The organism is Embleya sp. NBC_00888 (assembly GCF_045207655.1).
In the GTDB taxonomy this organism is placed as follows: domain Bacteria; phylum Actinomycetota; class Actinomycetes; order Streptomycetales; family Streptomycetaceae; genus Embleya.
Genome location: NZ_CP108784.1, coordinates 7,529,609 through 7,553,330 on the forward strand (window position 1 = coordinate 7,529,609; position 23,722 = coordinate 7,553,330).

The window sequence follows — 23,722 nt, forward strand, 5'->3', positions numbered from 1 at the left end:
CGCCGAGAGCGATTCCGCCCAGAGCGTGACGTGGTTGTGGGGGCGGGCGGGGGTGGGCAGGGTCGGGGCATGCGACTTTTGATTCTGGGTGGGACCGCGTTCGTGGGTCGGGCCGTCACCGATGCCGCGGTGAATCGGGGCTGGGATGTGACCGTGTTCAATCGCGGTCGGCATGAACTGCCGGATGGTGTGCGCTCGTTGGTGGGAGATCGGACCACCGAGGGCGGGTTGGCGGCGTTGGCCGGCGGCGAGTGGGACTTGGCGGTGGACACCTGGAGTGCCGCGCCGCGGGTGGTTCGCGACTCGGCCGACCTGTTGGCCGATCGTGTCGGTCGGTATGTGTACGTCTCGAGTTGCTCGGTGTACGACCAGCCGACGCCGGCCGGGCTGGGGGAGGAGGCTCCGCTGGTCGAGGGGTCGCCCGACGACGGTGACGTGGCCTATCCGAACGCCAAGCGCGGGGCGGAGATCGCCGTCGAGCGGGCGTTCGGCGATCGGTACGTGCACGCGCGTGCCGGGTTGATCCTGGGGCCGCGGGAGAACATCGGCCGGCTGCCGTGGTGGCTCAACCGGATCGCTCGGGGCGGCCCGGTTGCGGCGCCGGGGCCGCGGGAGGCCGAGCTTCAGTTCATCGATGCCCGTGACCTGGCCGAATGGACCCTGGACGCGGCCGAGGCCGGTCGCAGCGGCGCCTACAACCTGATCAGCCCGACGGGCCACGGCACGATGGGCGAACTGCTCGATCTGTGCGTTCGGGTCACCGGTTCGGACGCGGAACTGCGCTGGATCGATCCCGACACGATTTTGAAGGCGGGTATCGAGCCGTGGCTCGAACTGCCGATCTGGGTTCCGGCCGGTGAGGACTACGACGGCATCCACCGCCGCGACGTGCGCAAGGCGCTGGGCGCCGGACTGCGTGTGCGGCCGGTGGAGGAGACCGTGGCGGACACCTGGACCTGGCTCCGCTCGGTGAACGGCGTCGTGCCGCAACGCTCGGATCGACCGGTGGTGGGGCTGCCGCCGGAGAAGGAGGCCGCGATCCTGGCGGGCTGAGCCGGGCCCGGTCCGTCTCCGCCGGAGCGCGCACCCGTCAGTGCGGGAGGGCGTGGTCCAGGAAGGACGTCCACGCGGTCTGGACTCTTTCGTGGTGTCGCGGGGTGTCCGCGGCGAGGTGATCGAGGAGGAGGCCGCGCAGGACGGCCAGGACCAGGGTCGATGGGACGGGGTGGTCGGCGAGGACGCGGTCGAGCGGGGGGAGCCAGTCGTCCAGGGACTTGCCGGCGAAGTCGGACCAGGGGCCGTCGGGGGCGTCGAAGGAGCGGACGTAGCCGTCGAAGAACAGCCGGAGGGCGCCGCGGCGTTCGGGGACGACGAGCCGGCTCCACAGCAGGTCGAGGGTTTCCCGGGCGGTGCCGGGGTGATCGTCGGCGCGTTCGACCAGGGCGAGTTGTTCGACGCGACCGACGGCGAGGATCTCGCGGATCAGGCCCTCCTTCGAGCCGAAGAGGTAGAGCAGGACGCGCGGGCTGGAGCCGATCGCCTGGGCCAGCGGGCGCAGCGAGAGTTCGGCCAGGCCGTGTTCGGCGACGTAGGCCACGCTCGCGGCGAGCAGGTCGGCGCGGCGGGCGGAGGTGGGGGGTTTCGCGTCTGCGGTCACCCGCCTATCCTCTACTGAAACGACTGTTTCAGTGAAGGGGGTTTCGGGATCATGACCTCGACACCTGACCCGGCGACGGTGACCATTCGTGACGCGACCCGGCCGGGTGATCTCGGGGCGATCGCCGCGTTGCACGGGGTGTTGTACAGCCGTGAGTACGGGATGGACACGACCATGGAGGCGGATGTCGCGGCCGGGATGGCCCGACTCGTGCTGGCCCGGGCGCGGGAGGGCGACGACGGGCCCGGGCGGATGTGGGTCGCGGAGGACGCGCGGCGGGTGCTGGGCGGGATCGGGCTGACCCGCGAGGAGGACGGCTGGACGCGACTGCGCTGGGTGATCCTGGATCCGGCCGCGCGCGGACGCGGTGTGGGTGGAGCGTTGCTGGAGACCGCGCTGGCCGAGGCCCGTCGGCGCGACGCGGTCGGGGTGTACCTGTGGACGATCGCGGGCCTGGGCGCGTCCCGGCATCTGTACGACCGGGCCGGATTCACCCTGACGGAGGAGCATCCGGCCCGCGCCTGGGGGATCGACGCCGTCGAGCAGCGCTTCGATCTGAAGTTGTGATCGATGGTGGTGACGGCGAACACGACCCGCGGGTCCGCGAGCGGTTCAGCGCAGGGGCAGGGTCACCCACACGGTTTTGCCGCCGGTCGTATCCGGCTGGATCCCCGCGTACCCGCCGGCCTCCGCGACCAGGGCCTTGACGATCAGCAGGCCGCGCCCGCTGTCGTCGTCGACCGTCTCCAACAGCGCCTTCGGGCAGAACGGGTGTCGGTCGTGCACCCCCACCTGCACGCCACCCTCGGCGGTGCCGCGCACGGTGACGCCGATGGCGGGGGTCAGCACTCCCGCGTGCCGGACCGCGTTGGTCACCAGCTCGGACACGACCAGGCGCAGCGTGTCCACGAGGTCGCCGTGCGCGGGCATGCCCCACTCGACGGCGATCGCGACCACCTTGCGGCGCGCCGCGGACACCTCCGCCTCGTGCGGCGGTAGATCGAACCGACACACCGGCTGGGCATCGTTGAGCACGGTCATACCGCGCCTCCCGAGCCGGTGGCGGTCACGCGATGGACGGACACGGCACCGTGACGGTGCCCGGTGTGGCTCATGATGTCCCCGATGGCGGGTGTACGGATCTTCCGAGGGAATTCCCTCGGAGCGTACCGATTCCGACGCCCGGCGCGTCCAGTTTGCGGCACTTCCACACCCCGCTCGGCGGGGCGTTCGGGGGCGTGGGCCGGCGAAACGCCCTGGCGGGCGCGCCGCCCGTGCACGGCGCGCGCCAGGGTCGTCCGACCCGGGTCCACTCGTACGCGTGACATCCGTCGAGGCCCGGGCCCGGCGTCCGGCGCCAGGCCCGGTCCGGCGGATCCTGGTGGATCGGGCCGCGTCGTGAGCGCAGCGAGGAGCCCGAAGGGCGGATGCCGTGCGTCGGCGTGCCGGAGAAGCAGCCGCACGGTGGGTTGCATTCGGCTGTTTCTCCGGTGCGGCGAGGCGCGGTGCCAGGCGGCGCGGACGCACCAGGATCCGCCGGCCCGGGCCTAGGCCGTGGCGGGATGTACGCCCGAGCCCCCCAGGTGCGGTCGGACCAGAACCTTGACGTGCTCGTCCGGGCGACCGAGCGTGTCGATCGCGGCGGCCACCCCGGCGAAGCCGACCTGCCCGGTGACCAGCGACGCCGCGTCCACACTGCCCGCGGCGATCCGGGCCAGCGTCCGGGGGTACTCCTCGGGCGGATAGGTCAGGCACATCTTGACCGTGAGGTCCTTGTAGATGCCCACCACCGGCCGGAAGGTGTCCTCGGTCATGCACACCCCGATCAGCAGCACGGTGGCGCCGCGCGGCGCGGCGTAGGTGATCCGGTCGAACATGCCGGCCTTGCCCGAGCACTCGAAGACGGTCAGCGGTTGTCCGGGCTCGGCGATCTCGCGCCACGCGAGGAACGGGTCCCGCTCGGCCGGGTCGACCACGACGTGCGCGCCGAACGCGCGGGCGAGTTCGCGGCGGCGCGGCGAGGGCTCGGAGACCACCACCGGCGCCACGCCGCGCTCGACGAGGCCGGCGATCGCGCCCAGGCCGATCGGACCGGCGCCGATCACGATCGCCGCGCCGCCCCGCTCCGCGCCGGAGCGGGCCACGTTGCCGAAGCCGACCGCGAGCGGCTCGGTCAGCGCGGCGATCTGCGCCGGTACGTGCGAGGGCACCTTGACCAGGGCCGCGGCCTGCATGACCATGCGCTCGCCGAAGCCGCCGGGGAAGGTGTTGGAGTAGCCGATGGTGCGCAACACCCCACCGCCGTCCAGCGCCCACGGCAGACCGACCACCACCTCGCCCTCCTCGAAGCCGGTCACGCCCGGGCCTGGCCGCACCACCCGTGCGGACAACTCGTGGCCCATCACCAGGTCGGCGTTCGGGTCGAAGACGAACGAGGGCGTGTCGGAGTCGATCGAGGCCTGGAGGAACTCGGCGGTGTGCTTGTACGCGGACAGGTCCGAGCCGCAGATCCCGCAGGCCACCGTCTCCACGAGGACCTGCCCCTCGCCGGGTTCGGGGGCCGCGATGTCCTCGACCGTGAACGCGCCGCCGCGCAGTACCGCTGCTCGCATGATGGGTCATCTCCCTGGTGAGTCGACGAACGTGTACCGGGTGGATTCAGGAGGCGGCGGGCGGCGTCATCGCGGCCACGACCGCCTGGCGCAGCGCGCCGATGAAGCGCTCGCTGTTCTCGTTCGCCCAGGCCATCGAGGCCTGCCGGGGCCGGTTGGCGCCGGTGAAGTGCGGCACGACGTACTCGGCGAACAACTCGTAGCTGCGCCGCTTGTCCGCGGGGCGCGCGATCGGCAGGTCGAGCAGGAGCAGCGTGCCGAAGCCGCCGGAGTGCTCGGCCATCGCGGTGATGCGTTCGATCGCCTGCGCGGGTGTGCCGATCATCGCGACGCCGAAGGTCGGGAAGCCCTCGCCGGTCCACTGCGCGACGGCCTGCCGGGCGGTCGCGCCCCAGGGCATGGTCATCCCGGACAGTCCCTGGATGTAGTCGACGAGGTGGTGCACGCCGTACTCGGCCTGCTCGCGCGCGGCCTCGGTGGTCTCCGCGAGGTGCATCGGCACCACCAGCCGCCAGCGCTCGCGGTCGGCGACATGGCCGTGTTCGGCGCAGGTCTTCGCGTACACGTCCCAGTTCGTGGCCAGCGCGGCGAGGCCCGACGGGTCGGCGGCGGCGAGCGAGAGCAGGCCCATGCCGTGGGTGCCGGCCTGTACCGAGCCGGACGGCGAGACGGTGGAGGCGCACACGGTCTCGATGCCGTCGCGGGAGTACGGGGCCAGGTGCAGCCGGGCCTGGTCCAGGGTGAACCAGTCGGTCTTCATGGTCACCGTCTCGCCGCGCAGCAGCGGCACGATCGCGGCCAGCGCCTGGGCCATCATGCTCCGCTGGCGCATCGGGTCGATGCCCATCATGAAGGCGTCCGAGGCCAGTTGGCCGGGGCCGGAGCCGAACATCACCCGCCCGCGCGATTGCAGGTCCAACTGCACGATGCGGTCCGCCAGGACCAACGGGTGGTGGTAGGGCAGCGAGTTGACGCCGGTGCCGAGTCGGATTCGGGTGGTGCGTTCGGCGGCGGCGGCGATGAACACCTCGGGCGAGGCGATCGTCTCGTACCCGGCCGAGTGGTGCTCGCCGATCCACGCCTCCTCGAAGCCGAGCGCGTCCAGGTGCTCGACCAGGTCGAGGTCCCGGCGCAGTTGCAGCGCGGGGTTGCCGTCGATGCCGTGGTAGGGGGCGATGAAGGCGCCGAAGCGGGTCGGGGGAGCGGCTGCGGACACGAGTGGAACCCTTCGTAGAGACGTAGGACACAAGAACATGCTTCAATGAGTTATGTCCTACATGGAGGATGGCGAGGAAACAAGGGGCGCCGGCCGCACGGCGCCGCGCACCCGGCGCACCGCGGACGGCGGGCCCAGTGCGCGCACGTTGTTGTTGACCGTGCTGGGGGAGTACGTGCGCTGGCCCGGGCACGACGGCGTGTGGTCGCCGACGGCGGTGGCCGCGCTCGGCGCGCTCGGTGTGCCGGAGGCGGCGACCCGGCGGGCGATCACCCGGCTGACGCAGGAGGGCTGGCTGTCGGCGCGGGCGCAGGGGCGCTACACCCGGCTGACCCTCGCGCCGTCGTTGTACCGGCTGCTCACCGGGTGGACCGAGCGGTTGTCCCGGGCGACACGCGAGACGCCCTGGTCGGGGCAGTGGCAGCAGTTGCTCCTGCGGCCGCCGGCGGCACTGCGCGAGGCGCGCGCGGTGGTCGAGGAGCAGCTCGCGTTCGAGGGTTTCGGCGATCTGGGCCGGGGGGTGTGGATCGCGGCGGACCCGGGCGGGGTGGACGCGCTGCGGGCGCTGATCGACGAACGCGGCCTGACCGGGCACGCGACCTGGATGACCTCCACCGTGTGCGACGCGGCGCGCGAGCGGGCCCTGGTCGACCAGGCGTGGGACCTGGGCGCGGTGCGGGCGGACCTGGAGGCGTTCGTGAACCGATTCACCGATGCCCGGGCGGGCACCGACGAGGAGGCGTTCGAGCTGCGCACCCGGCTGGTGCACGCGTGGCGGCTGACCTTCGAGCGCGACCCGCGGCTGCCCGCGGCGCTGCTGCCGGCGGACTGGCCGGGGCCGGCCGCGAGCGACCTGTTCGTGGCCACGTGGCGGCGGATCCACGAGCCGGCGCAGCGGTGGTGGGCGCACCTGGATCGGGATCCGCGAACGGGCTGACCTTTCCCCGAACGGGCCTCGTCCCGGCCGGCACCCCACCGGTCGGGACGAGGTCCGTCGTCGTTTTCGTCTCGCTCGGCGGCGCGGTGGGCTTGCGAAGGGATACCCCCACCCCCTACCTTCATCTCATGCTCGTATGAAGAGCTGTTCAGACGTTACGATGTCCGAGTCGATGCGATGGCGGACGTGATCGTGGAGGTGACCCGGTGGCGCAGCCGGTGAACGCGGATCTGGTGGACTCGGTGCGGTCGCGGCTGCCCGACGGCCCCCATCTGGCCGAGACCGCGGACGTGTTCGCGCTGCTGGGCGATCCCGGGCGGCTGACCCTGCTGGTCGCGCTGCTGGAGGGCGAACTGTGCGTACGCGACCTGGCCGCCGCGTGCGGGCAGGGCGAGTCGGCGGTCTCGCACCAGCTTCGGCTGCTGCGCGCGCACCAGGTGGTGACGGTGCGCCGGGAGGGCCGATTGGCCTACTACCGGCTCGCGGACGCCCACGTACGCCTGCTCCTGGACGTGGCGCTGGCGCACATCGGCCACGCCCCCGCCACCGATCACACCGGCTGCGCGAGCGAGATTCCCGGAGGGATTTCATGACCACCCGCGAGCACGACCACGCCCCGGACGCGCCCGGGTCCGCCGCGCCGGCCGGCGAGTCGCACGGTGCCCATGCCGCCCACGACGGCCACGGCCACGACGGCCACGACCACGGGGGATCCGGGCACGCGGGTCACTCGCACGGTGTGGCCCCGGACGCGGACCGGCGCTACCTGACCGCCGCGCTCGTGCTGATCGGCGCGTTCATCGTGGTCGAGGTCACCGTCGGCATCCTGGCGAACTCGCTCGCGCTGATCACCGACGCCGGACACATGGTCACCGACGCGTTCGCGATCGGCCTCGCGCTGGTCGCCATGCGCCTCGCGGCCCGACCCGCGCGCGGGCGCTGGACGTACGGATTCAAGCGCGCCGAGATCCTGTCCGCGCAGATCAACGGCATCACGTTCCTGGTACTCGCGGTGTGGTTCACCTACGAGGCGGTCCGCCGGTTGATCTCGCCGCCCGACGTCGAGGGCTCGCTGGTGATCGTCACCGCCGCGGTCGGCATCGTGATCAACGTGATCGCGGCGTGGCTGATCTCGCGAGCCAACCGCTCCAGCCTCAACATCGAGGGCGCCTACCAGCACATCCTGAACGATCTGTGGGCGTTCATCGCGACGCTGATCTCCGGCATCGTGGTGTTGAGCACCGGCTTCGCCCGGGCCGACGCGATCGCGTCGCTGATCGTCGCGGCGCTGATGCTCAAGTCCGGTATCGCGCTGGTCCGCGAGTCGTGGCGGATCTTCCTGGAGGCGGCCCCCGCCGGCATCGAGCCGGACGCGGTCGGCAGCGACCTGGCCTCGGTCGAGGGCGTCACCGAGGTCCACGACCTGCACATCTGGACCATCACGTCCGGCTTCCCGGCGCTGTCCGCACACGTCCTGGTCGAACCCGGCGACGACTGTCACCGGGTGCGCGACCGGCTCCAGGAACGGCTGCGCGAGCGGTACGCGATCACCCACACCACGCTCCAGGTCGACCACGCCGACCCGGCGGTGCTGGCGATCGGCACGACGCGGGGGCACTGCGAGGACCCGCACGGGGCGGTGCACACGCCCTGACGGGCGAGGCGGACGGCCGAGGGGCCCGGGTACCGATCGGTACCCGGGCCCCTCGGCCGTGTCGTTCTCGTGCTCGGTTCGAGGCGGCCCGCTCAGTTCGAGGCGGCGGCCCGGACCGTGCGCAGGCGCTCGGAGCGCAACTGCTCGTGCCAGTGGTCGCCCAGCGGGGTCAGCGGCACGCCGGTGGCCCAGGTGAGCAGCAGGTCGGCGAGCGCCGGGTTGCGCGACATCACCGGCCCGTGCATGTACGTGCCGATCACCCGACCCGCGTAGGCGCCCTCGGTGCCGTCGCCGGTCCCGTTCCCGTTGCCGTGGGTGACCCTGGCCAGCGGCTTGGCGCCGGGGCCCACGTAGGTGACGCCCTGGTGGTTCTCGAAGCCGGAGAGCACCGGCAGGCCGAGCGCCGGGTCGACCTCGGCCAGCACCTCGCCGACGCAGCGCTTGCCGGGCGCGCCCCGGCCGGAGCGTACGTCCAGCAGACCCAGGCCCGCCTCGGGCTGGTCCAGGTCGTCGATGAACTCGTTGCCGATGATCTGGTATCCGGCGCACACCGCGAGCAGCGCGGCGCCGGCGCCCACGGCGGTGGCCAGGCCCGGGTCGCGGCGCAGCCGCTCGGCGGCCAGGCGCTGCGGCCGGTCCTCGCCGCCGCCGATCAGGTAGATGTCACCGGAGGTGGGCACGGGCTGGTCGGAGCGCACGTCCACGCGCTCGACCTCGATGCCGCGCATCAGCGCGCGCCGCTCCACGATCAGCGCGTTGCCCTGGTCGCCATATGTGCTGAGCAGGTCCGGGTAGATCCAGACCAGGCGCAGCCTGCTCTCACCGATCATGCCTGTGCCGCTTCCTTGATCGTCTTGCGAAGCTGTTGGAACGCCGTGTAGTTGGCGATGACCTCGATCTGGCCGGGCGGCGAGGCGGCGACCGCCTGGGCGAGCGTCTCGAAGACCTGGAACTGCAGGCCCGCGACCTCCAGCCGGACGGCCAGGTCGAGCCGACGCTGGCCGAGCACGAACAGCGGGCGGCCGGCGAGCTGGGTGAAGTCGACGTCCCAGATCCACGAGGTGTCCTTGCCGTCCGCGTCGAGCGCGTTGACGGACAGGATCACCGGGGTGGGCGGCGGGTCGATCAGCGAGAACGTCTCGACCCAGCCGGCCGGGTTCTTCGCGAGCAACAAGCGCAGCTTGCGACCCAGGTAGTCGACCACGTCGTAGCGGCCGGCGACGGCGGTGACGTGCTTCATCCGCTCCAGGGCCGCGTCCACGGGCACCCCGAACAGCGACGCGACGGCCGCGGCGGTGACCGCGTTGGCCCGGTTGGCGCGGCCGGGGAGCTGGAGGTGCAGCGGCCACACCTGCCCGTCCGGGTCGACCATGCGATCCCCGGCCAGCGACCAGGTGGGCGAGGGACGGCGGAAGTCGCACTCCGAGCAGAACCAGTCGTCGCCCGGACGCTGCATCACGCCGCCGCACTGCGGGCAGGACCAGGAGTCCTCCTGCCAGGTCTGCCCGGCGGCGACCCACAACACGTCCTTGCTGGAGGAGGCGGCCCACACGATCAGCGGGTCGTCCGCGTTGGCGACCACGATCGCGTCGCGCCCACGCAGGCCCTCGCGCCACTTCTCGGCGAGCATCCGGGTCTCGGCGGCGCGGTCGAGCTGGTCGCGGGAGAGGTTGAGCAGCGCGATGGCGACCGGGTCGGAGTCGCGGGCGACACCGGCGAGATACTTCTCGTCGACCTCGATCACGCCGTAGCGGGCCTCGTTGCCGGCGCCCGCGAGCGCGGAGGTGATGCCGGCGGGCATGTTCGCGCCCAGCGCGTTGGACACCACGGGACCCGCCGCGCGCATCGCCTCGGCGACGAGGCGGGTGGTGGTGGTCTTGCCGTTGGTCCCGGAGATCAGCACCACCTGCAGGTCCACCGACAACTGCGCGAGCAGGTCCGGAGCGAGTCGCAGCGCGAGCTTGCCGCCGATGACCGAACCGCTGCCCTTGCCGGCGCGTCGCGAGATGGCCGCGGTCACCCGACTCGCGGTGATCGCCAATTTGGAACGCGGCGGCAACGCCTTGGGGGAGCGCTGCGGCGCACCCCCCTGGCCGGGAACGCTATTGCCTGACATCGAAGAAGGTTCCTCCAAGCGACGGCCCCGACCGGCGGTGGCCCATGACCGGTTGTACCGGCCGCCACCCTATAGGCGTGGACGCGCGGGGTGGTTGCCGTGGTTGCGCCCTGTCCGGGTCGCGAGGGTGTGTCCGCCCACACGGTTCGTCGCGTGGGTCGGGGTTTTGCGGCGGGTGGGCATGCGTGATCCGGGCGCGTGGCCCGGAGCGCGCGTGTTGGTGCGTTGGGGTTACGGAAGGCGCCAGTCGATCGGTTGTGCGCCCTGGGCCACCAGCAGGTCGTTGGTACGGGAGAAGGGGCGGGAGCCGAAGAAGCCGCCGGCGGCGGACATCGGGGACGGGTGGGCCGATTCCACCACGGCCGCGCCGGGGCCCAGCAGCGGCCGGGCGTTGCGGGCGTCGCGGCCCCACAGGATGGACACCAGCGGAGTGCCGCGCGCCGCGAGGGACTTGATGGCCTGCTCGGTGACCTCTTCCCAGCCCTTGCCGCGGTGGGCGGCGGGGCGACCGGGGGCGGTGGTCAGTGCGCGGTTGAGCAGCAACACGCCCTGGGAGGCCCACGGGGTCAGGTCGCCGTTGGTCGGCATCGGCAGGTCCAGGTCGCGGTTCATCTCGGTGAAGATGTTGATCAGCGAACCCGGCAACGGCCGTACCTCAGGGGCGACCGCGAAGCTCAGTCCCACCGCGTGTCCGGGGTTGGGATAGGGGTCCTGACCCACGATCAGCACCCGCACATCCGCGAACGGCTGCGTGAACGCCCGCAACACATTCGCGCCCGCGGGCACGTAACGCCGCCCCGCGGCGATCTCTCCTCGCAGGAAGTCGCCCATGGCGGCCACACGGCCCGCCACCGGTTCCAGGGCCTTCGCCCATCCTGCCTCGACAATTTCGCCCAACGGCCGTGCCACCATGGGAGTTGAGCATAGGGCAAACGGGTGACACGCCCTGCCGTACGGACGCTGCGCGGGCACCCCTCGGTACGGGCCGGGTTCGTGCCGCGCCACCGGCCCCGGATCGGCCGGACGTGGTCGGGCCCGGGTGACTCGGTCGGGCGCCCGCGGGGTCGCCGGGCCGGGCGGCCGAGGCGATCCGCCTCGCCGCACCCGGACCGGCAGCCGCGGGCTACTCGATCAAGCCCGTCACGAGGTCCCAGGCATCCTCGGGGTCCGAGCCGGCCAGGGACAGGGCCACCGCCGCCTCGCACGCGGCCAACGCGAAGACCGCGCCCACCCACGTGCGTTCCGCGGGGGTCAGCCGGCGCCACTCGATCGCGCCGCCGGCCCCGTCGACCAGATCCGAGGCCACCACGAGCCAGCCCCACTCGGCACTGCCCCGGCCGGCCGCGAGGGCGCGCAGTACGCCCGTGCCCAGCAGGACATCCCGCGCGCCGAGGCCGCGGCCCAGCAACGACGCCTCCCGGGCCGCGGTGGGCCGCAACCACACCCCACCGCGCGGAGTCACCATGGACACCACCCCGGCGGCGACTCTTCCCGCCGCCAATATCGCCGCCATACGTCCGGCCGACCCGGATATCGCCCCCGAAACCGCCACCACTGCCCCTTATCGACAACAGTTCGCATCCCCCCGGCCCATCGACCGGCGGCCCACACCGTAGCGGTGCCCCGAATCACGGGCCTCGCACCCCCACCACGCACGCGAGCCCCGTTCCGGTTTCCGCTCCGGGCCCCACCCGGCCTGCCGGGACAAGTCGACGGCAAGCCGGGCGAGTTCGGCCGCGGGTACACGGGCGGTGTGGTGAGGCGGTCGGTGCGGGGTGTGCGGCGTGGTGGTGGCGGCGCGGGTGGGGCGAGGTCAGTCGCGGATCGCGCCGTCCGGGCGGTAGACCATCAGGCGGCGGCCCTTGGCGATGCGCAATTGCGAGGCGCCGGGGCGGACCTCGCCGTCGACGGCGAGTTCGGCGCCCTCCTGGATCTCGGAGAGCCGGACCGTGCGGGCCGTGGAGGCCTCGTACACGCGCGAGGTGCCCAGGGTGCCGGACAACACGGCGGCCACCAGGCGGGTGCGGGCCAGCGGGCGGGAGGCGTCCACGATGCGTACGTCGAGCAGGCCGTCGGTGAGGTCGGGGCGGTAGGTGGGCGCGAAGCCCTCCGGGGCGTACTGGCCGTTGCCCAGGAACAGCAGCCACAACGAGCGCGGCCGACCGTTGACACGCATCTTGACCGGTCCCGCGTCCCGGAGCACCCGGACCAGGCCCACCAGCATGGCCGGCCACTTGCCGATCTTGCCCTCCAACTCCTCGCGGAAGCGCACCAGATCGGGATAGACGCCGAGCGAGAAGGTGTTCAGGAAGAGCTCGGGACCCAACTCCTCGCCGTCGTCGGAGAACGGGTGCGAGTGGTCGCGCTGCAACTCGGCGACGTCCACCAGCACCGCCTCGCCCGCCGAGAGCGCCAGCACGGTGTCCTCCAACCGGGTCAGGCCCAGGTCGCCGGCGAAGTGGTTGAGCGTGCCGGCGGGGAAGACCGCGAGCGGCATGCCCCGGTCGAGCGCGATCCGCGCGGCGCAGTTCACACTGCCGTCGCCGCCCGCGACGCCCAACACCCGCGCCTCCCGGGCCGCCTCGCACAGCAGCGCGACCAGGTCGCCGTTCTGGCCGCGCTCGACCACCTTGGCACCGGGCAGGAGTTCGCGCAGGCGCTGGGCGGTGTCGCCCTCGGGGCCCGCCGAGCGGTTGACCACGACCACCAGGCCGTCGCCCTCGCCCAGCGCCGGCACCTTCCCGCGCGGCTGCGGCGCGGACGCGGCCTCCACCGGCCGGGTCGGCCACCAGCGCAGCGTCACCGCGGCCAGACCCGCGCCGAGCGCCGCGCCCGCGAGCACGTCACCCGGGTAGTGCACGCCCGTGTACACCCGGGAGAAGGCCACCGAACCGGCCAGCGCGCCGGCCGCCACGCCCAGCGGACGCGACTCCAACGCGACGCCGGTGGCGAAGGCCGCCGCGGACGCCGCGTGCCCCGAGGGGAACGAGGTCGTCCACGGCTGCCGGCTCAGCCGGCGGGCGATCGGCACCGCGTCGATCACCGGCCGGGGCCGGCGTACCCAGCTCTTGAGGACCACATTGGTCACGGTCGACGCGAGCGCCACCGAACCCAGCCCGCGCAATGCCGCCCGGCGCCCGCTGCGTCCACCGGAAAGCGCCATCCCCGCACCGGTCACCGCCCACAGGCGCGAATGGTTCGCCGCGCGCGACAAGGCGGGCAGCGCCTTGTTCGCCCACGGCACATGATGCGTTGCCACCCACGCGAAGGCCGCCCGGTCGGCGGCATGGATCTTTCCCATGGCGCCATCACTACCCGCAAGCGCTCCCGACCCGCAAGCGCTCGGCACACCGCGACCCATGTCACATCCGGAGGGCCTCGGACACCTCGGACAGTTCGGCCCGATACTCGATGCGGTCGAGCCACTCGGCGGGCCATCCGTCCAGGCCGTGTACGGCGCCGATCATCGCGCCCGCCAGCGCGGCGATCGAGTCCGAGTCGCCGGAGGTGGCCGCGGCCCGGGCGAGCGCCGACCTCGGATCGTCCGGATACAGCGCGACGCACAACACCGCCGTGGCCAGCGACTCCTCCGCGATCCACCCGGCGCCGGTGATTTGGCACGGGTCCGATCGTCGATCGCGCTCCAGCAGGGCGCGCTCCAGCCGGGTCAGCACGCCCAGGCACTCGTCCCAGCCGCGCGCGATGAAGCCCTCCGGGGTGTCCGCGAACGGACCACGCCACAGGTCCTCGCCGAGCCAGTCGGCCCGATAGACCTTGCGCTGCGCCTCGGCGTGCGCGCGCAGGTACCCGGGCAGGTCGCCGATCGAGACCCCGACGCGCAGCGCGTGCACGGCGGTCGCGGTCAGGTCCGAGGCGGCCAGCGCGGTGGGGTGGCCATGGGTGACGGCCGCCTGGAGTTGCGCCGCGCCGCACCGGTCGGCCTCGCCGAGGGCGTCGACCAGGCCCAGCGGGGTGACCCGCATGTTCGCGCCGCAGCCCTTGGAGCCGCGTCGGGTCGCGTCGAGCCAGGTCCGGCCGGCGGCCAGCTCCGCGCACGCGGACATACACGTGTGCCCCGGCGCGCGGGTGTTGTCCGGGGAGTCCCACCAGGCCAGGAAGTGGCGGATCACCAGCGGCGCGAACCGCTCGGCGGTCAACGCGCCGCCGTCCGCTCGCGCGTCGATCAGCGCGTGCGCCACCGCCAGGCCCATCTGGGTGTCGTCGGTGACCAGGGCCGGCGTGCCCTCCAGGTCCATCGGGCCGGGCAGTTCGTACCGTCGCACGATCTGTGCGTACGACAGGAACTCCGTCGGCGCGCCCAAGGCGTCCCCGTACGCCAGGCCGAACATGCTCCCGCGCACGCGCTCCGCGTTCCCCACCATGTGGCACCACCCTTCGTCGACCACCAGCCTGCCGGCCCGACGATCATCGCCCGGATCTTTTTCCGGTTCGGTGCGATGCGGCCGGGGCGAGGCGGTGCCGGGCGCCGGCGCCGGTGGTCGGGTCGCGGGCCGACGTCGCGGGCCGACGCGGCGGGTCGAGACCGTGGGCCGAGACGGTGGGCCGAGGTGGTGCGCCGGGACGGTGCGTCCGGGCGGCCCGCCGGGCGACGGGCCCGTTCGGCGAGGGTTCGGAATCGGCGGTCCGGGGCGAAGCTGAGGGCATGGACGTACTCTCCGGCCGCATCCTGCTGCGCCCCACCGATCTCGAACGCTCGCTGGTCTTCTACCGCGACGTGCTCGGACTCGCGATCGCCCGCGAGTTCGGGACCGGGATCCATCGCGGGACCGTGTTCTTCCTCGGCGGAGGCTTCCTGGAGGTCTCCGGTACCGCGTCCGCGGTCGGGCCGGGGTCGGAGGATCTGCGACTGTGGCTCCAGGTGCGGGATCTGGTCGCCACCCACCGGGAACTCCTGGGCAAGGGCGCCACCGTGCTGCGCGAGCCGCGCCGCGAGGCGTGGGGGTTGGACGAGATGTGGATCGCCGATCCGGACGGCGTGCGGATCTGTGTGGTGCAGGTTCCGGACGAGCATCCGATGCGCTTTCGACCCGGGATCTGACGGGTCGTCCGAAGCGGTGGCGGCAGTCGTCGCGGATCGCCCCGCGAGACGGTCGCGAACCCCGATCGGCCGGTGGTCCCGGGCCTCTTGACGCTCTCGGGTGGCGACGACACACTCAAGCTACCAGCCGGTAACAATTTCGACGATGCCCGGGGGCCCGCCACCCATGACCGCCTTCAACCTCGCCCTGAACGAGGACCAGACCACCATCCGAGACTGGGTGCACACCTTCGCCGCCGACACCATGCGCCCGGCCGCCGCCGAGTGGGACGAGCGCGAGGAGACCCCCTGGCCGATCATCCAGGAAGCCGCCAAGGTCGGACTGTACTCCCTCGACTTCTTCACCACCCAGGCCTTCGATCCCACCGGGCTGAGCATGCCGCTGATCATGGAGGAACTCTTCTGGGGCGACGCCGGGTTGGGCCTGGCGCTGACCGGCACCGCGCTCGCCGCGGCCGGCCTGGTGGCCAACGGCACCCAGGAGCAGATCATCACGTGGGCGTCGGAACTGTTCGGCACCGCCGACGACATCCGGGTCGCCGCGTTCTGCTCCTCCGAGCCCAACGCCGGCTCCGACGTCTCCTCGATGCGCACCCGCGCCGTCCACGACGAGGCCACCGGCGACTGGATCCTCAACGGGGTCAAGACCTGGGCCACCAACGGCGGCATCGCGCACGTGCACGTCGTGGTCGCCACCACCGACCCCGCGCTGGGCTCGCGCGGTCAGGCGAGCTTCGTGATCCCGCCGAACACGCCCGGCCTGTCCCAGGGCCAGAAGTTCAAGAAGCACGGGATCCGCGCGTCGCACACCGCCGAGGTGGTGCTGGACAACGTGCGCGTCCCCGGCGACTGCCTGCTCGGCGGCAAGGAGAAGCTGGACGAGCGGATCGCGCGGGCCAAGGCGGGTACGTCCGGGCGCTCGAACGCGGCGATGGCCACCTTCGAGTCCTCCCGCCCGGCGGTGGCCGCCCAGGCGGTGGGCATCGCGCGTGCCGCCTACGAGGTGGCCCTGGAATACGCGCAGGTCCGCGAGCAGTTCGGCCGGCCGATCATCGACAACCAGGGCGTCGCGTTCACCATCGCCGACATGCGCACCCGGATCGACGCGGCCCGACTGCTCACCTGGCGGGCCTCGTGGATGGCGGCGACGAACCAGCCGTTCACCGCGGCCGAGGGCTCGATGTCCAAGCTGTACGCCGGTGAGACCGCCAAGTGGGTGACCTCCGCCGCGATGCAGATCCTCGGCGGCAACGGATACACCCGTGAGTACCCGGTCGAGCGCATGCACCGGGACAGCGCGATCTACACGATCTTCGAGGGCACCAGCGAGATCCAGCGACTGGTCATCGCGCGGACCTTGGCGGACGTGCCGATTCGCTGACGCGGGGTCACCGGGCGCCGCGAGGCGTCGCGTCACTCGGCCCGAGGTGAGGGTCGGGTGTCGCGACGGTCGCCCGCGAATCGCCGGTTCAGCCGGTCCAGACCACATTCATCACGGTGACCCGGACGCGGCTGTCCTCGATGACGAACGTGATGAAGCCGAAGGAGCCGAACGCGGCCTCGCGCATGGTCTTGAGGCCGCTGTGCATTCGGCTGCCGACCGCCCAGGGGTCGCGCTCCAGGGCACTTTCCAGGGCGTTGAGCGCGCCGATCGCGCTACTGGGCAGGGTTGCCTTCTGGCGGGCGGCGGGCGCGTCGTACACGACCGGGTAGCTCATGCGCGCCTGGTCTCGGCGGCGGGCACGGTCTCCAACTCCTCGCCCGCGTGCAGTCGGGCGGACCGTTCGAGAACGCGTTCGTAGTCGCCGGTGCGGCGGAGGATGAGATGGCGCTGCCAGCCGGCCAGGACATCAGCCAAGGCTGCGAGTTGTCCGGTGCCATGAGCGTGGTCGAGCGCGCCGGCGAACTCGCGCTCGAACTCGGCACGCGCGTCCTCGGGCAACTCGGCGCGGATCTCGGCGGGCGACGGCCAGCGGGCGCCGCCGACGCGGATGACGAGATCGCCGGTGCGGGGCGCGGGAACGGGAAGCTGCTCGTCCATGTACTCAGCGTGCCGGCCCGGCCGGACCGCGCGATAGTCGGCGCATGCGCGTGTGGCACACGCCCCGCGTCATGCGGCGCGTGCCGCGCACGACCCCGGGTGCGACGGTCCGACCGGGTTCGGCCCGGGTCAGCGCATCGGTGCCGGTTGTGGTTCGGGTTCCGGCTCGTCCGGGACCGGTGGCCGGCCCGGGTCCGGCGGCAGCGGCTCGGGGCCGGGTTCCGGCAGCGGGTGCGGGCTGGGCAACGGCGGGACCGGGGGCAACGGGTCCGGCCACGGATCGGTCACGGCAACCTCCTGGCGAGGCGGGGCCCGGACGAGTCCGGACACGTCGCGGCGGCGACGTCACTTCCCGAATACCCCGCCGGCGCCGGACCACCGCCCCCGGTGGTCGTCCGGGGCGCAGACATCCGACGAAACCCCTCCACGACGCCCATGACAAACGAAACCCCCCACGACGCCCACGACAAACCGTGTCGAACCCGGGTCGGTGCCCGAGGAAGCTCGATACCCGGGGAAGAGGGCCGACCACCCCCCGGTTGCACCTAATCTGAAGGCCCTCGTTCGAACAGGAGAACCTCATGGGCGGCCAGGTCCCGATCAGCGAAACCCCCCTCCCGGGCATCGGTACGCAGTACACCCTGTCCACCGTCGCGGGCCGGGCCATCTCCGTGGTCGCCGGCCGGGACGGCGTGCGTCGGATCGCCTTCTACAACGTCGACGACCCCGACGCGTGCGGGCCGGGCGTGCGGCTGACCCGCGCCGAGGCCGTCGCGCTCGCGGAACTGCTCGCCGAGGACTGACCCACCCGCCCGCGGACCCCCCTCACCCCGCGGTTCGAGCCGCAGACCGTCCTGCCCCTTCGAACACCGCGAGCACAACCCACCCATGCACCCGGCAACACTGCTCATCGAACTCGGCGCCATCATCCTGGGCCTGTCCATCCTCGGCCGGGTCGCGACCCGGATGGGGATGTCGCCCATCCCCTTCTATCTGCTCGGCGGTCTGGCCTTCGGCCACGGCGGCGTGCTCGACCTCTCACAGAGCGACAACTTCATCGAGATCGGCGCCGAGATCGGCGTCGTCCTGCTCCTGCTGCTGCTGGGCCTGGAATACACGGCCGGCGAACTGGTCACCAACCTGCGCGCCGCCGCGCCCGCCGGAGCGATCGACGCGCTGCTCAACGCGGTGCCCGGCTTCGTGGCCGGCCTGCTGCTCGGCTGGGGGCCCACCGCCGCGCTCGCCCTGGCCGGCGTCACCTGGATCTCCTCGTCCGGGGTGATCGCGAAGGTCCTCGGCGACCTGGGCCACCTGGGCAACCGGGAGACCCCGGTGGTGCTGTCCGTCCTGGTCATCGAGGATCTCGCGATGGCGCTCTACCTGCCCATCCTCACCGCGCTGCTGGCCGGCGTCGGACTGCTCGGCGGCTCGCTCACCGTGGCCATCGCGCTGGGCACGATCAGCATCGTGCTCTTCCTCGCGCTCCGGCACGGCGGTCGGATCTCCAAGGCGCTCTCCAGCGAGGAGCCGGAGTTCCTGCTGCTCGGCGTGCTCGGCCTGACCCTGTTGGTCGCCGGCATCGCGGACAAGCTGCAAGTGTCCGCCGCCGTCGGCGCCTTCCTGGTCGGCATCGCGATCTCCGGCGACGTCGCCGAACACGCGCAGACCCTGCTCGCGCCGCTGCGCGACCTGTTCGCGGCCGTCTTCTTCGTGTTCTTCGGCCTGTCCACCGACCCCGGCGCGCTGCCGGGCGTACTGCTGCCCGCCGCCGCACTGGCCCTGATCACCGCGCTGACCAAGATCGCCACCGGCTACTGGGCCGCCGCCCGCGCGGGCATCGCCAAACCCGGCCGTTACCGGGCGGGCGGCGCGCTGGTCGCGCGCGGCGAGTTCTCCATCGTGATCGCCGGCCTGGCGGCCACCTCGGGCGTCGAGCCGCGGATGGGACCGTTCGCCGCCGCGTACGTGCTCATCCTGGTGGTCGCCGGCCCCTTCACGGCGCGCTACGCCGAGCCCGTGCTGCGCCGCCTGTTCGGCCCCAAGGCGGTACCGGCCCCGATCGAGGAGGACGACGACGACCTGACCCCGCGGTAGCGGCGGACGGTCGAGCCCCCCGCCCGGTTCGGGCAGTGGCCGCACACCCCGAGTCGGCGTATCCCCAACGGGATGCGCCGACTTCGCGTTTCGAGAAGAACCCCTTATCGCGGGCTTGTGGTTCCCGCCCGGTTACCTCCGTATCGTCGTTGACGGTAACCCCAGGCATCGGTCCGACTCCGGCCCGCCGCGCCCCCGCCGTCGTCCCGCCCGCGGCCGTGCGCGTCGCGGTCGTCGACGCGCGATCCCGACCGCTACGAGAGGACGCCCGCAGATGAGTCCCACCAGGTGGCTGCACTACTTCGAGACGCAGATCCCGCTCGCCGAGGAGCCGCTGCTCGTCGCGGCCCGACTGGCCGGCTCCGGCCTGCACGCGTCCTACGTGGTCTACGAGAACGGCGGCACGTGGTCGTACGCGGGCGGGGTGCGGGCCGAACTCACGCTGGACCGGCACGGTGCCAGGCTGAGCCGAGAGCACGAGCCGGACACCGTGCTGCCCTGGGACGACCGGCCGCTGGACCTGGTGTCCCGACTCCTGGACACCGTGACGGTGCCCGAGTGGCGCGCGTACGGCTGGGCGGCCTTCGAACTGTCCTACGCCAAGGACGGCGACCTCACGCACGTCGGCGACGAGCGACTGCTGCACCTGGTGGTGCCGCGCGCCGAGGTCCGACTGGAGGAGGGGCACGCGCTGTTGCGCGCGGTCGACCAGGAGACGCTGAGCGCCCTGATGGCCACGATCGGCACGCCGGTCGCGGGCTCCGCCGAGCCGGCCCGACCGCTGGACGTGCACGGCCGGGGCGAGTTCGAGTACCGCGAGGCGGTCAAGCTCGCGGTGGACGAGATCAACCACGGCGACCTGCACAAGGTGATCCTCTCCCGGGTGGTCGACGTGGACGAGGACATCGACCTGATCGCGACCTACGTGACCGGCCGGCGGAGCAACAACCCGGCCCGCTCGTTCCTGCTCGACCTCGGCGGCATCGAGGCGATCGGCTTCAGCCCGGAGATCGTGGTCAAGGTGTCCGCGGCGGGCACCGTGGTCAGCCAACCGCTGGCCGGCACCCGCGCGCTGACCCCCGACCTGCTCGTCAACGAGAGCCTGCGCGCCGACCTGCTGGCCTCCGCGAAGGAGGTCTACGAGCACGCGATCTCGGTCAAGACCGGGACCGACGAACTCGAGGACGTGTGTGTGGAGGGCAGTGTGTCGGTGCCCGAGTTCATGACCGTACGCGAGCGCGGCAGTGTGCAGCACCTGGCTTCCCGGGTGTCCGGGCAACTGGCGCCGGGCGCGGGCATCTGGGACGCCTTCGCCGCCGTCTTCCCGGCGGTGACCGCGTCCGGCGTGCCCAAGGACGCCGCGTACACCTCGATCCGCCGACACGAGCCCGGCGCGCGCGGTCTGTACAGCGGCGCGGTGCTCACGGTGGACCACACCGGCGAACTGGACGCGGCCCTGGTGCTGCGCAGCGCCTACCGCAAGGACGGGCACACCTGGCTGCGCGCGGGCGCCGGCATCGTCGGCCACTCGACGCCGGAACGGGAGTTCGAGGAGACCTGCGAGAAGTTGGAGAGCGTGGCGCGCTACCTGGTGCCCGCGCGGGAGGAGGACGCGTGATGAGGTTCCACGAGGACGTATTCGTCGCGGGCGTGGGCTCGTATCGACCCGACGTGGTGAGCACCGCGTTCGCGGTCGGCGCGTCCTGGTACGACCCGGCGGACCGTGAGGCGTCCGGTATGGAGTCGGTGATGGTCGCCGGGGACCTGCCCGGGCCGGACATGGCGGTGCGGGCGGCCGAGGTCGCGGTGCGCCGGTCGGGCCACGATCCGGACGACTTCGGCGCGCTGCTGCACACCGCCACCCACCACCAGGGCCCGGACGGCTGGTCGGCGCCGCACTACGTGCTGCGCAACACGCTGGACCGGCCGATCACGGCGGTCCAGGTGGGGCCGGGTTGTCTGGGTTCGTTGGCCGCGTTGGAGAGCGCCGCGTACCGGCTGCTCGGCAACCCGGACCACGACGCGGTGCTGCTGACCTGCGGAGACAACTTCGGTACCCCGCTGGTGGATCGGTGGCGGGCGTCGAAGTTGTTCCTGCTCGCGGACGGCGGCGCGGCCGCGGTGGTGTCCCGGCGGGCCGGGTTCGCCCGAGTGCTGGCCTTCGGGGCGGTGTCGAATCCGTCGATGGAGGAACTGCACCGAGGCGGCGAGAAGCGCTTCCCGCCCGGCATCACCATCGGCCGCTCGCTCAACTTCGAGGAACGCAGCGCCTATTGGCGCGAGCAGTGGGCCAAGGGTGTGGCACCGCCGATGGGGCACTTCGGTGACGTGGTGGCCGAGACGGTCGAGCGCACGCTGGCCGAGGCCGGCCTGGCGCTGGACAAGGTGGCCCGGATCTGCCACTCCGGCTACACCCGGGGCGCGTTGGAGAGCATCTACCTCGACCCGCTGGGCATCGACGACACGCGCGGCACCTGGGAGCTCACCCGCACGCTCGGGCACGCCGGTGCGGCGGACCCGTTCATCGGCCTCGAACACGTGTGGACCGGCGGCGAGGTGGTCCCCGGCGATCACGTCCTGTTGTTGTGCGCCGGGCCGGGCATGGAGACCGACTGCGCGGTGCTGGAGATCGTCGCCCCGTACGAGCCCGCGAAGGAGGGCTGACCGATGCCGGACGGATGTGTACCGTGGCCGGCCGAGGTCGCCGCACGCTATCGGCGCGAAGGGCTGTGGCTCGGCGTCGACCTCGGCGGCCTGCCCCGGGCCTGGGCCGACGCGCACGGCGATCGCACCGCCCTGGTCGGCGGCGAAGCCAGGCTCTCCTACCGCGACCTGGCCGACCGGATCGACCGGATGGCGGCCGGTTTCCACCGGCGGGGACTGCGTCCCGGCGAGCGGGTCGTGCTCCAGTTGCCCAACGTCGCCGAGTTCGTGATCGTCGCGTTCGCGCTGTTCCGGGTCGGCGCCAAGCCGGTGTTCTCGCTCGCGTCGCACCGTGCCACCGAGATCCGGCACCTGTGCGAGTCGTCCGGGGCGTCGGCATACGTGGTGCCCGATCGTCATCGGGGCTTCGACCACGCCGGTCTCGCGCTTCGCATGCTCGACGAAGTTCCGAGTCTGCGCGCGGTGTTCGTGCACGGCGACCCGCCGGCCGGGGCCGGCGCATCGATGTTCGCACTGGCGAGCGTGGACGCCGATCCGCTCCCGCTGCCCGCGAACGACCCGGCGGATGTGGCCTTCTTCCTGCTTTCCGGCGGAACCACCGCGCTGCCCAAGCTGATTCCGCGTACGCACGACGACTACGCCTACCAGATCCGGACGGCGGCCGAGGTGTGCGAGGTCGGCCCGGACGAGGTGTACCTGGCCGCGCTGCCGGTGGAGTTCAACTTCACCTGGGGCTGCCCCGGTGTGCTCGGCACGCTCGCGGCCGGCGGCACGGTCGTGTTGGCCGAGGACCCCTCCGCCGACGATTGTTTCCGGGCCATCGAGCGCGAGCGGGTCACCCTCACCTCGGTGGTGCCCACCGTGGCCCGGCTGTGGCTGGAGGCGCTGGAGTGGGGAGCGGCGGACCTGTCGAGCCTGCGGCTGATCCAGATCGGCGGCGCCAAGCTGCCGGTGGAACTGGCCGCCCGGATCGAGCCGGGCTTCGGCTGCCGATTGCAGCAGGTGTTCGGGATGGCCGAGGGCCTGCTCGCGATGTCCCGCGCCGGCGACGCCGCCGAGGCGGTCCTGACCACGCAGGGCCGCCCGATCTCGGTGGCCGACGAGGTGCGCGTGGTGGACGAGCGGGACGCCGACGTGCCGCTCGGCGAGGTCGGCGAACTGCTCACCCGCGGCCCGTACACGCTGCGCGGTTACTACCGCGCCGACGAGCACAACAGGCGCGCCTTCACCTCGGACGGCTTCTACCGCACCGGCGACCTGGCCCGACTGACCCCGGCCGGGCACCTGGTGATCGAGGGGCGGCTCAAGGACGTGGTGATCCGCGGCGGCGACAAGATCGCCGCCGGCGAGGTGGAGGGCCACCTGCTGAGCTGCGCCGCGGTCGACGCCGCCGCGGTGGTCCCGGTCGCGGACGAGTTCCTCGGCGAGCGCATCCACGCGTTCGTGATCTGCCGGGGCGAACCGCCGACCCTGGCCGACCTCAAGCGGGCCCTGCACGAGCGCGGGCTGGCCGAGTACAAGCTGCCCGACCGGATGGAACACGTCGACGCCTTCCCGCTGACCGCGCTCGGCAAGGTGGACAAGAAGGTCCTCACGGCCGCGGCGAACGACCCGACACTGAGCCGGAGTTGGGGACCGGCCGCAAGCGTCTCCGAACACCGGGAAGGGTGAA

Annotated in this window: 25 protein-coding genes; 12 read left to right on the plus strand and 13 right to left on the minus strand. The window is 72.5% G+C overall.

Annotated elements, in window-relative coordinates; genetic code table 11:
- Nucleotides 1-69: 69 nt before the first annotated feature.
- Nucleotides 70-1,053, plus strand: a complete 984-nt coding sequence (locus OG948_RS32150) for an NAD-dependent epimerase/dehydratase family protein (protein WP_406299817.1) — start codon at nucleotides 70-72, stop codon at nucleotides 1,051-1,053.
- A 37-nt stretch (nucleotides 1,054-1,090) separates the two neighbouring features.
- Here OG948_RS32150 and OG948_RS32155 read toward each other — a convergent pair whose 3' ends face one another.
- Nucleotides 1,091-1,657, minus strand: coding sequence for a TetR/AcrR family transcriptional regulator (locus OG948_RS32155; protein WP_406299818.1), 567 nt, complete (start codon nucleotides 1,655-1,657; stop codon nucleotides 1,091-1,093).
- A 51-nt stretch (nucleotides 1,658-1,708) separates the two neighbouring features.
- Between OG948_RS32155 and OG948_RS32160 the strand changes: the two genes are divergently transcribed.
- Complete coding sequence (locus OG948_RS32160; RefSeq protein ID WP_406299819.1) at nucleotides 1,709-2,224, plus strand: GNAT family N-acetyltransferase; 516 nt, start codon at nucleotides 1,709-1,711, stop codon at nucleotides 2,222-2,224.
- 45 nt (nucleotides 2,225-2,269) lie between these two features.
- On the opposite strand, the gene OG948_RS32165 is transcribed toward OG948_RS32160, so the two are convergent.
- The 3 genes from OG948_RS32165 to OG948_RS32175 all read right to left on the minus strand — a co-directional run bounded on the left by OG948_RS32165 (nucleotide 2,270) and on the right by OG948_RS32175 (nucleotide 5,485).
- Nucleotides 2,270-2,698, minus strand: coding sequence for an ATP-binding protein (locus OG948_RS32165; protein WP_406299821.1), 429 nt, complete (start codon nucleotides 2,696-2,698; stop codon nucleotides 2,270-2,272).
- Between the two features lie 506 nt (nucleotides 2,699-3,204).
- On the minus strand, nucleotides 3,205-4,269 hold the full coding sequence (locus OG948_RS32170) for a zinc-binding dehydrogenase (protein ID WP_406299822.1): 1,065 nt from the start codon (nucleotides 4,267-4,269) through the stop codon (nucleotides 3,205-3,207).
- 46 nt (nucleotides 4,270-4,315) lie between these two features.
- Nucleotides 4,316-5,485 (minus strand): LLM class flavin-dependent oxidoreductase, encoded by a 1,170-nt coding sequence (locus OG948_RS32175; RefSeq protein WP_406299823.1) that lies wholly within the window; start codon nucleotides 5,483-5,485, stop codon nucleotides 4,316-4,318.
- Between the two features lie 52 nt (nucleotides 5,486-5,537).
- On the opposite strand from OG948_RS32175, the gene OG948_RS32180 reads away from it, so the two are divergent.
- The 3 genes from OG948_RS32180 to OG948_RS32190 all read left to right on the plus strand — a co-directional run bounded on the left by OG948_RS32180 (nucleotide 5,538) and on the right by OG948_RS32190 (nucleotide 8,076).
- Nucleotides 5,538-6,422, plus strand: coding sequence for a PaaX family transcriptional regulator C-terminal domain-containing protein (locus tag OG948_RS32180; protein ID WP_406299824.1), 885 nt, complete (start codon nucleotides 5,538-5,540; stop codon nucleotides 6,420-6,422).
- Nucleotides 6,423-6,628: 206 nt separating this feature from the next.
- A complete protein-coding gene (locus OG948_RS32185) occupies nucleotides 6,629-7,015 on the plus strand; it encodes an ArsR/SmtB family transcription factor (protein WP_395867061.1) in 387 nt (128 codons plus the stop codon).
- The gene (locus OG948_RS32190; protein WP_406299825.1) at nucleotides 7,012-8,076 is read left to right on the plus strand and encodes a cation diffusion facilitator family transporter; all 1,065 of its coding nucleotides are present in this window, start codon (nucleotides 7,012-7,014) and stop codon (nucleotides 8,074-8,076) included. Before OG948_RS32185 ends, OG948_RS32190 begins: the two co-directional genes overlap by 4 nt.
- Nucleotides 8,077-8,168: 92 nt before the next feature.
- On the opposite strand, the gene OG948_RS32195 is transcribed toward OG948_RS32190, so the two are convergent.
- The 6 genes from OG948_RS32195 to OG948_RS32220 form a co-directional block, all read right to left on the minus strand.
- Nucleotides 8,169-8,903 carry a type 1 glutamine amidotransferase gene (locus tag OG948_RS32195; protein WP_395867445.1) on the minus strand — a complete coding sequence of 245 codons (735 nt, stop codon included), beginning with the start codon at nucleotides 8,901-8,903 and terminating at the stop codon, nucleotides 8,169-8,171.
- Nucleotides 8,903-10,192 (minus strand): MurT ligase domain-containing protein, encoded by a 1,290-nt coding sequence (locus tag OG948_RS32200; protein WP_406299826.1) that lies wholly within the window; start codon nucleotides 10,190-10,192, stop codon nucleotides 8,903-8,905. The genes OG948_RS32195 and OG948_RS32200 overlap by 1 nt, the downstream gene beginning before the upstream one ends.
- A 231-nt stretch (nucleotides 10,193-10,423) precedes the next feature.
- Entirely contained in the window at nucleotides 10,424-11,104 is a 681-nt protein-coding gene (locus OG948_RS32205; protein ID WP_395867068.1) for a uracil-DNA glycosylase, read from the minus strand.
- Nucleotides 11,105-11,315: 211 nt separating this feature from the next.
- Nucleotides 11,316-11,657 carry a hypothetical protein gene (locus tag OG948_RS32210; RefSeq protein ID WP_406299827.1) on the minus strand — a complete coding sequence of 114 codons (342 nt, stop codon included), beginning with the start codon at nucleotides 11,655-11,657 and terminating at the stop codon, nucleotides 11,316-11,318.
- Between the two features lie 348 nt (nucleotides 11,658-12,005).
- On the minus strand, nucleotides 12,006-13,493 hold the full coding sequence (locus OG948_RS32215; protein WP_406299828.1) for a phosphatase PAP2 family protein: 1,488 nt from the start codon (nucleotides 13,491-13,493) through the stop codon (nucleotides 12,006-12,008).
- Nucleotides 13,494-13,554: 61 nt separating this feature from the next.
- A complete protein-coding gene (locus tag OG948_RS32220; RefSeq protein WP_406299829.1) occupies nucleotides 13,555-14,574 on the minus strand; it encodes an ADP-ribosylglycohydrolase family protein in 1,020 nt (339 codons plus the stop codon).
- Between the two features lie 281 nt (nucleotides 14,575-14,855).
- Between OG948_RS32220 and OG948_RS32225 the strand changes: the two genes are divergently transcribed.
- Together OG948_RS32225 and OG948_RS32230 are read left to right on the plus strand one after the other, a co-directional pair.
- Nucleotides 14,856-15,251 (plus strand): VOC family protein, encoded by a 396-nt coding sequence (locus tag OG948_RS32225; protein WP_406299830.1) that lies wholly within the window; start codon nucleotides 14,856-14,858, stop codon nucleotides 15,249-15,251.
- A 166-nt stretch (nucleotides 15,252-15,417) separates the two neighbouring features.
- Complete coding sequence (locus tag OG948_RS32230; RefSeq protein ID WP_406299831.1) at nucleotides 15,418-16,632, plus strand: acyl-CoA dehydrogenase family protein; 1,215 nt, start codon at nucleotides 15,418-15,420, stop codon at nucleotides 16,630-16,632.
- Between the two features lie 88 nt (nucleotides 16,633-16,720).
- Here the strand turns inward: OG948_RS32230 and OG948_RS32235 are convergent, their stop codons facing one another.
- The 3 genes from OG948_RS32235 to OG948_RS32245 all read right to left on the minus strand — a co-directional run bounded on the left by OG948_RS32235 (nucleotide 16,721) and on the right by OG948_RS32245 (nucleotide 17,580).
- On the minus strand, nucleotides 16,721-16,969 hold the full coding sequence (locus OG948_RS32235) for a hypothetical protein (protein WP_406299832.1): 249 nt from the start codon (nucleotides 16,967-16,969) through the stop codon (nucleotides 16,721-16,723).
- Entirely contained in the window at nucleotides 16,966-17,292 is a 327-nt protein-coding gene (locus tag OG948_RS32240; RefSeq protein ID WP_406299834.1) for a DUF6247 family protein, read from the minus strand. The genes OG948_RS32235 and OG948_RS32240 overlap by 4 nt, the downstream gene beginning before the upstream one ends.
- Before the next feature lie 129 nt (nucleotides 17,293-17,421).
- On the minus strand, nucleotides 17,422-17,580 hold the full coding sequence (locus OG948_RS32245; RefSeq protein WP_406299835.1) for a hypothetical protein: 159 nt from the start codon (nucleotides 17,578-17,580) through the stop codon (nucleotides 17,422-17,424).
- Between the two features lie 293 nt (nucleotides 17,581-17,873).
- On the opposite strand from OG948_RS32245, the gene OG948_RS32250 reads away from it, so the two are divergent.
- The 5 genes from OG948_RS32250 (at nucleotide 17,874) to OG948_RS32270 (ending at nucleotide 23,721) form a co-directional block, all read left to right on the plus strand.
- Entirely contained in the window at nucleotides 17,874-18,095 is a 222-nt protein-coding gene (locus OG948_RS32250; protein ID WP_020555717.1) for a hypothetical protein, read from the plus strand.
- An 85-nt stretch (nucleotides 18,096-18,180) separates the two neighbouring features.
- Nucleotides 18,181-19,386 (plus strand): cation:proton antiporter, encoded by a 1,206-nt coding sequence (locus OG948_RS32255; RefSeq protein WP_406299836.1) that lies wholly within the window; start codon nucleotides 18,181-18,183, stop codon nucleotides 19,384-19,386.
- 274 nt (nucleotides 19,387-19,660) lie between these two features.
- Nucleotides 19,661-21,004, plus strand: coding sequence for a salicylate synthase (locus OG948_RS32260; protein ID WP_406299837.1), 1,344 nt, complete (start codon nucleotides 19,661-19,663; stop codon nucleotides 21,002-21,004).
- Entirely contained in the window at nucleotides 21,004-22,050 is a 1,047-nt protein-coding gene (locus OG948_RS32265; RefSeq protein ID WP_406299838.1) for a ketoacyl-ACP synthase III family protein, read from the plus strand. The genes OG948_RS32260 and OG948_RS32265 overlap by 1 nt, the downstream gene beginning before the upstream one ends.
- Before the next feature lie 3 nt (nucleotides 22,051-22,053).
- Entirely contained in the window at nucleotides 22,054-23,721 is a 1,668-nt protein-coding gene (locus tag OG948_RS32270) for a (2,3-dihydroxybenzoyl)adenylate synthase (RefSeq protein WP_406299839.1), read from the plus strand.
- Nucleotide 23,722 lies beyond the last annotated feature (1 nt).

Excerpts from the sequence above, each read along its gene's own strand:
- OG948_RS32220 (WP_406299829.1), bottom strand. The coding sequence starts at position 14,574 with ATGGTGGGGAACGCGGAGCGCGTGCGCGGGAGCATGTTCGGCCTGGCG.
- OG948_RS32215 (WP_406299828.1), bottom strand. The coding sequence starts at position 13,493 with ATGGGAAAGATCCATGCCGCCGACCGGGCGGCCTTCGCGTGGGTGGCA.
- OG948_RS32225 (WP_406299830.1), top strand. The coding sequence starts at position 14,856 with ATGGACGTACTCTCCGGCCGCATCCTGCTGCGCCCCACCGATCTCGAA.
- OG948_RS32200 (WP_406299826.1), bottom strand. The coding sequence starts at position 10,192 with ATGTCAGGCAATAGCGTTCCCGGCCAGGGGGGTGCGCCGCAGCGCTCC.
- OG948_RS32240 (WP_406299834.1), bottom strand. The coding sequence starts at position 17,292 with ATGGACGAGCAGCTTCCCGTTCCCGCGCCCCGCACCGGCGATCTCGTC.
- OG948_RS32270 (WP_406299839.1), top strand. The coding sequence starts at position 22,054 with ATGCCGGACGGATGTGTACCGTGGCCGGCCGAGGTCGCCGCACGCTAT.
- OG948_RS32180 (WP_406299824.1), top strand. The coding sequence starts at position 5,538 with ATGTCCTACATGGAGGATGGCGAGGAAACAAGGGGCGCCGGCCGCACG.
- OG948_RS32235 (WP_406299832.1), bottom strand. The coding sequence starts at position 16,969 with ATGAGCTACCCGGTCGTGTACGACGCGCCCGCCGCCCGCCAGAAGGCA.
- OG948_RS32260 (WP_406299837.1), top strand. The coding sequence starts at position 19,661 with ATGAGTCCCACCAGGTGGCTGCACTACTTCGAGACGCAGATCCCGCTC.
- OG948_RS32210 (WP_406299827.1), bottom strand. The coding sequence starts at position 11,657 with ATGGTGACTCCGCGCGGTGGGGTGTGGTTGCGGCCCACCGCGGCCCGG.
- OG948_RS32170 (WP_406299822.1), bottom strand. The coding sequence starts at position 4,269 with ATGCGAGCAGCGGTACTGCGCGGCGGCGCGTTCACGGTCGAGGACATC.
- OG948_RS32190 (WP_406299825.1), top strand. The coding sequence starts at position 7,012 with ATGACCACCCGCGAGCACGACCACGCCCCGGACGCGCCCGGGTCCGCC.
- OG948_RS32230 (WP_406299831.1), top strand. The coding sequence starts at position 15,418 with ATGACCGCCTTCAACCTCGCCCTGAACGAGGACCAGACCACCATCCGA.
- OG948_RS32150 (WP_406299817.1), top strand. The coding sequence starts at position 70 with ATGCGACTTTTGATTCTGGGTGGGACCGCGTTCGTGGGTCGGGCCGTC.
- OG948_RS32255 (WP_406299836.1), top strand. The coding sequence starts at position 18,181 with ATGCACCCGGCAACACTGCTCATCGAACTCGGCGCCATCATCCTGGGC.
- OG948_RS32165 (WP_406299821.1), bottom strand. The coding sequence starts at position 2,698 with ATGACCGTGCTCAACGATGCCCAGCCGGTGTGTCGGTTCGATCTACCG.
- OG948_RS32250 (WP_020555717.1), top strand. The coding sequence starts at position 17,874 with ATGGGCGGCCAGGTCCCGATCAGCGAAACCCCCCTCCCGGGCATCGGT.
- OG948_RS32205 (WP_395867068.1), bottom strand. The coding sequence starts at position 11,104 with ATGGTGGCACGGCCGTTGGGCGAAATTGTCGAGGCAGGATGGGCGAAG.
- OG948_RS32265 (WP_406299838.1), top strand. The coding sequence starts at position 21,004 with ATGAGGTTCCACGAGGACGTATTCGTCGCGGGCGTGGGCTCGTATCGA.
- OG948_RS32160 (WP_406299819.1), top strand. The coding sequence starts at position 1,709 with ATGACCTCGACACCTGACCCGGCGACGGTGACCATTCGTGACGCGACC.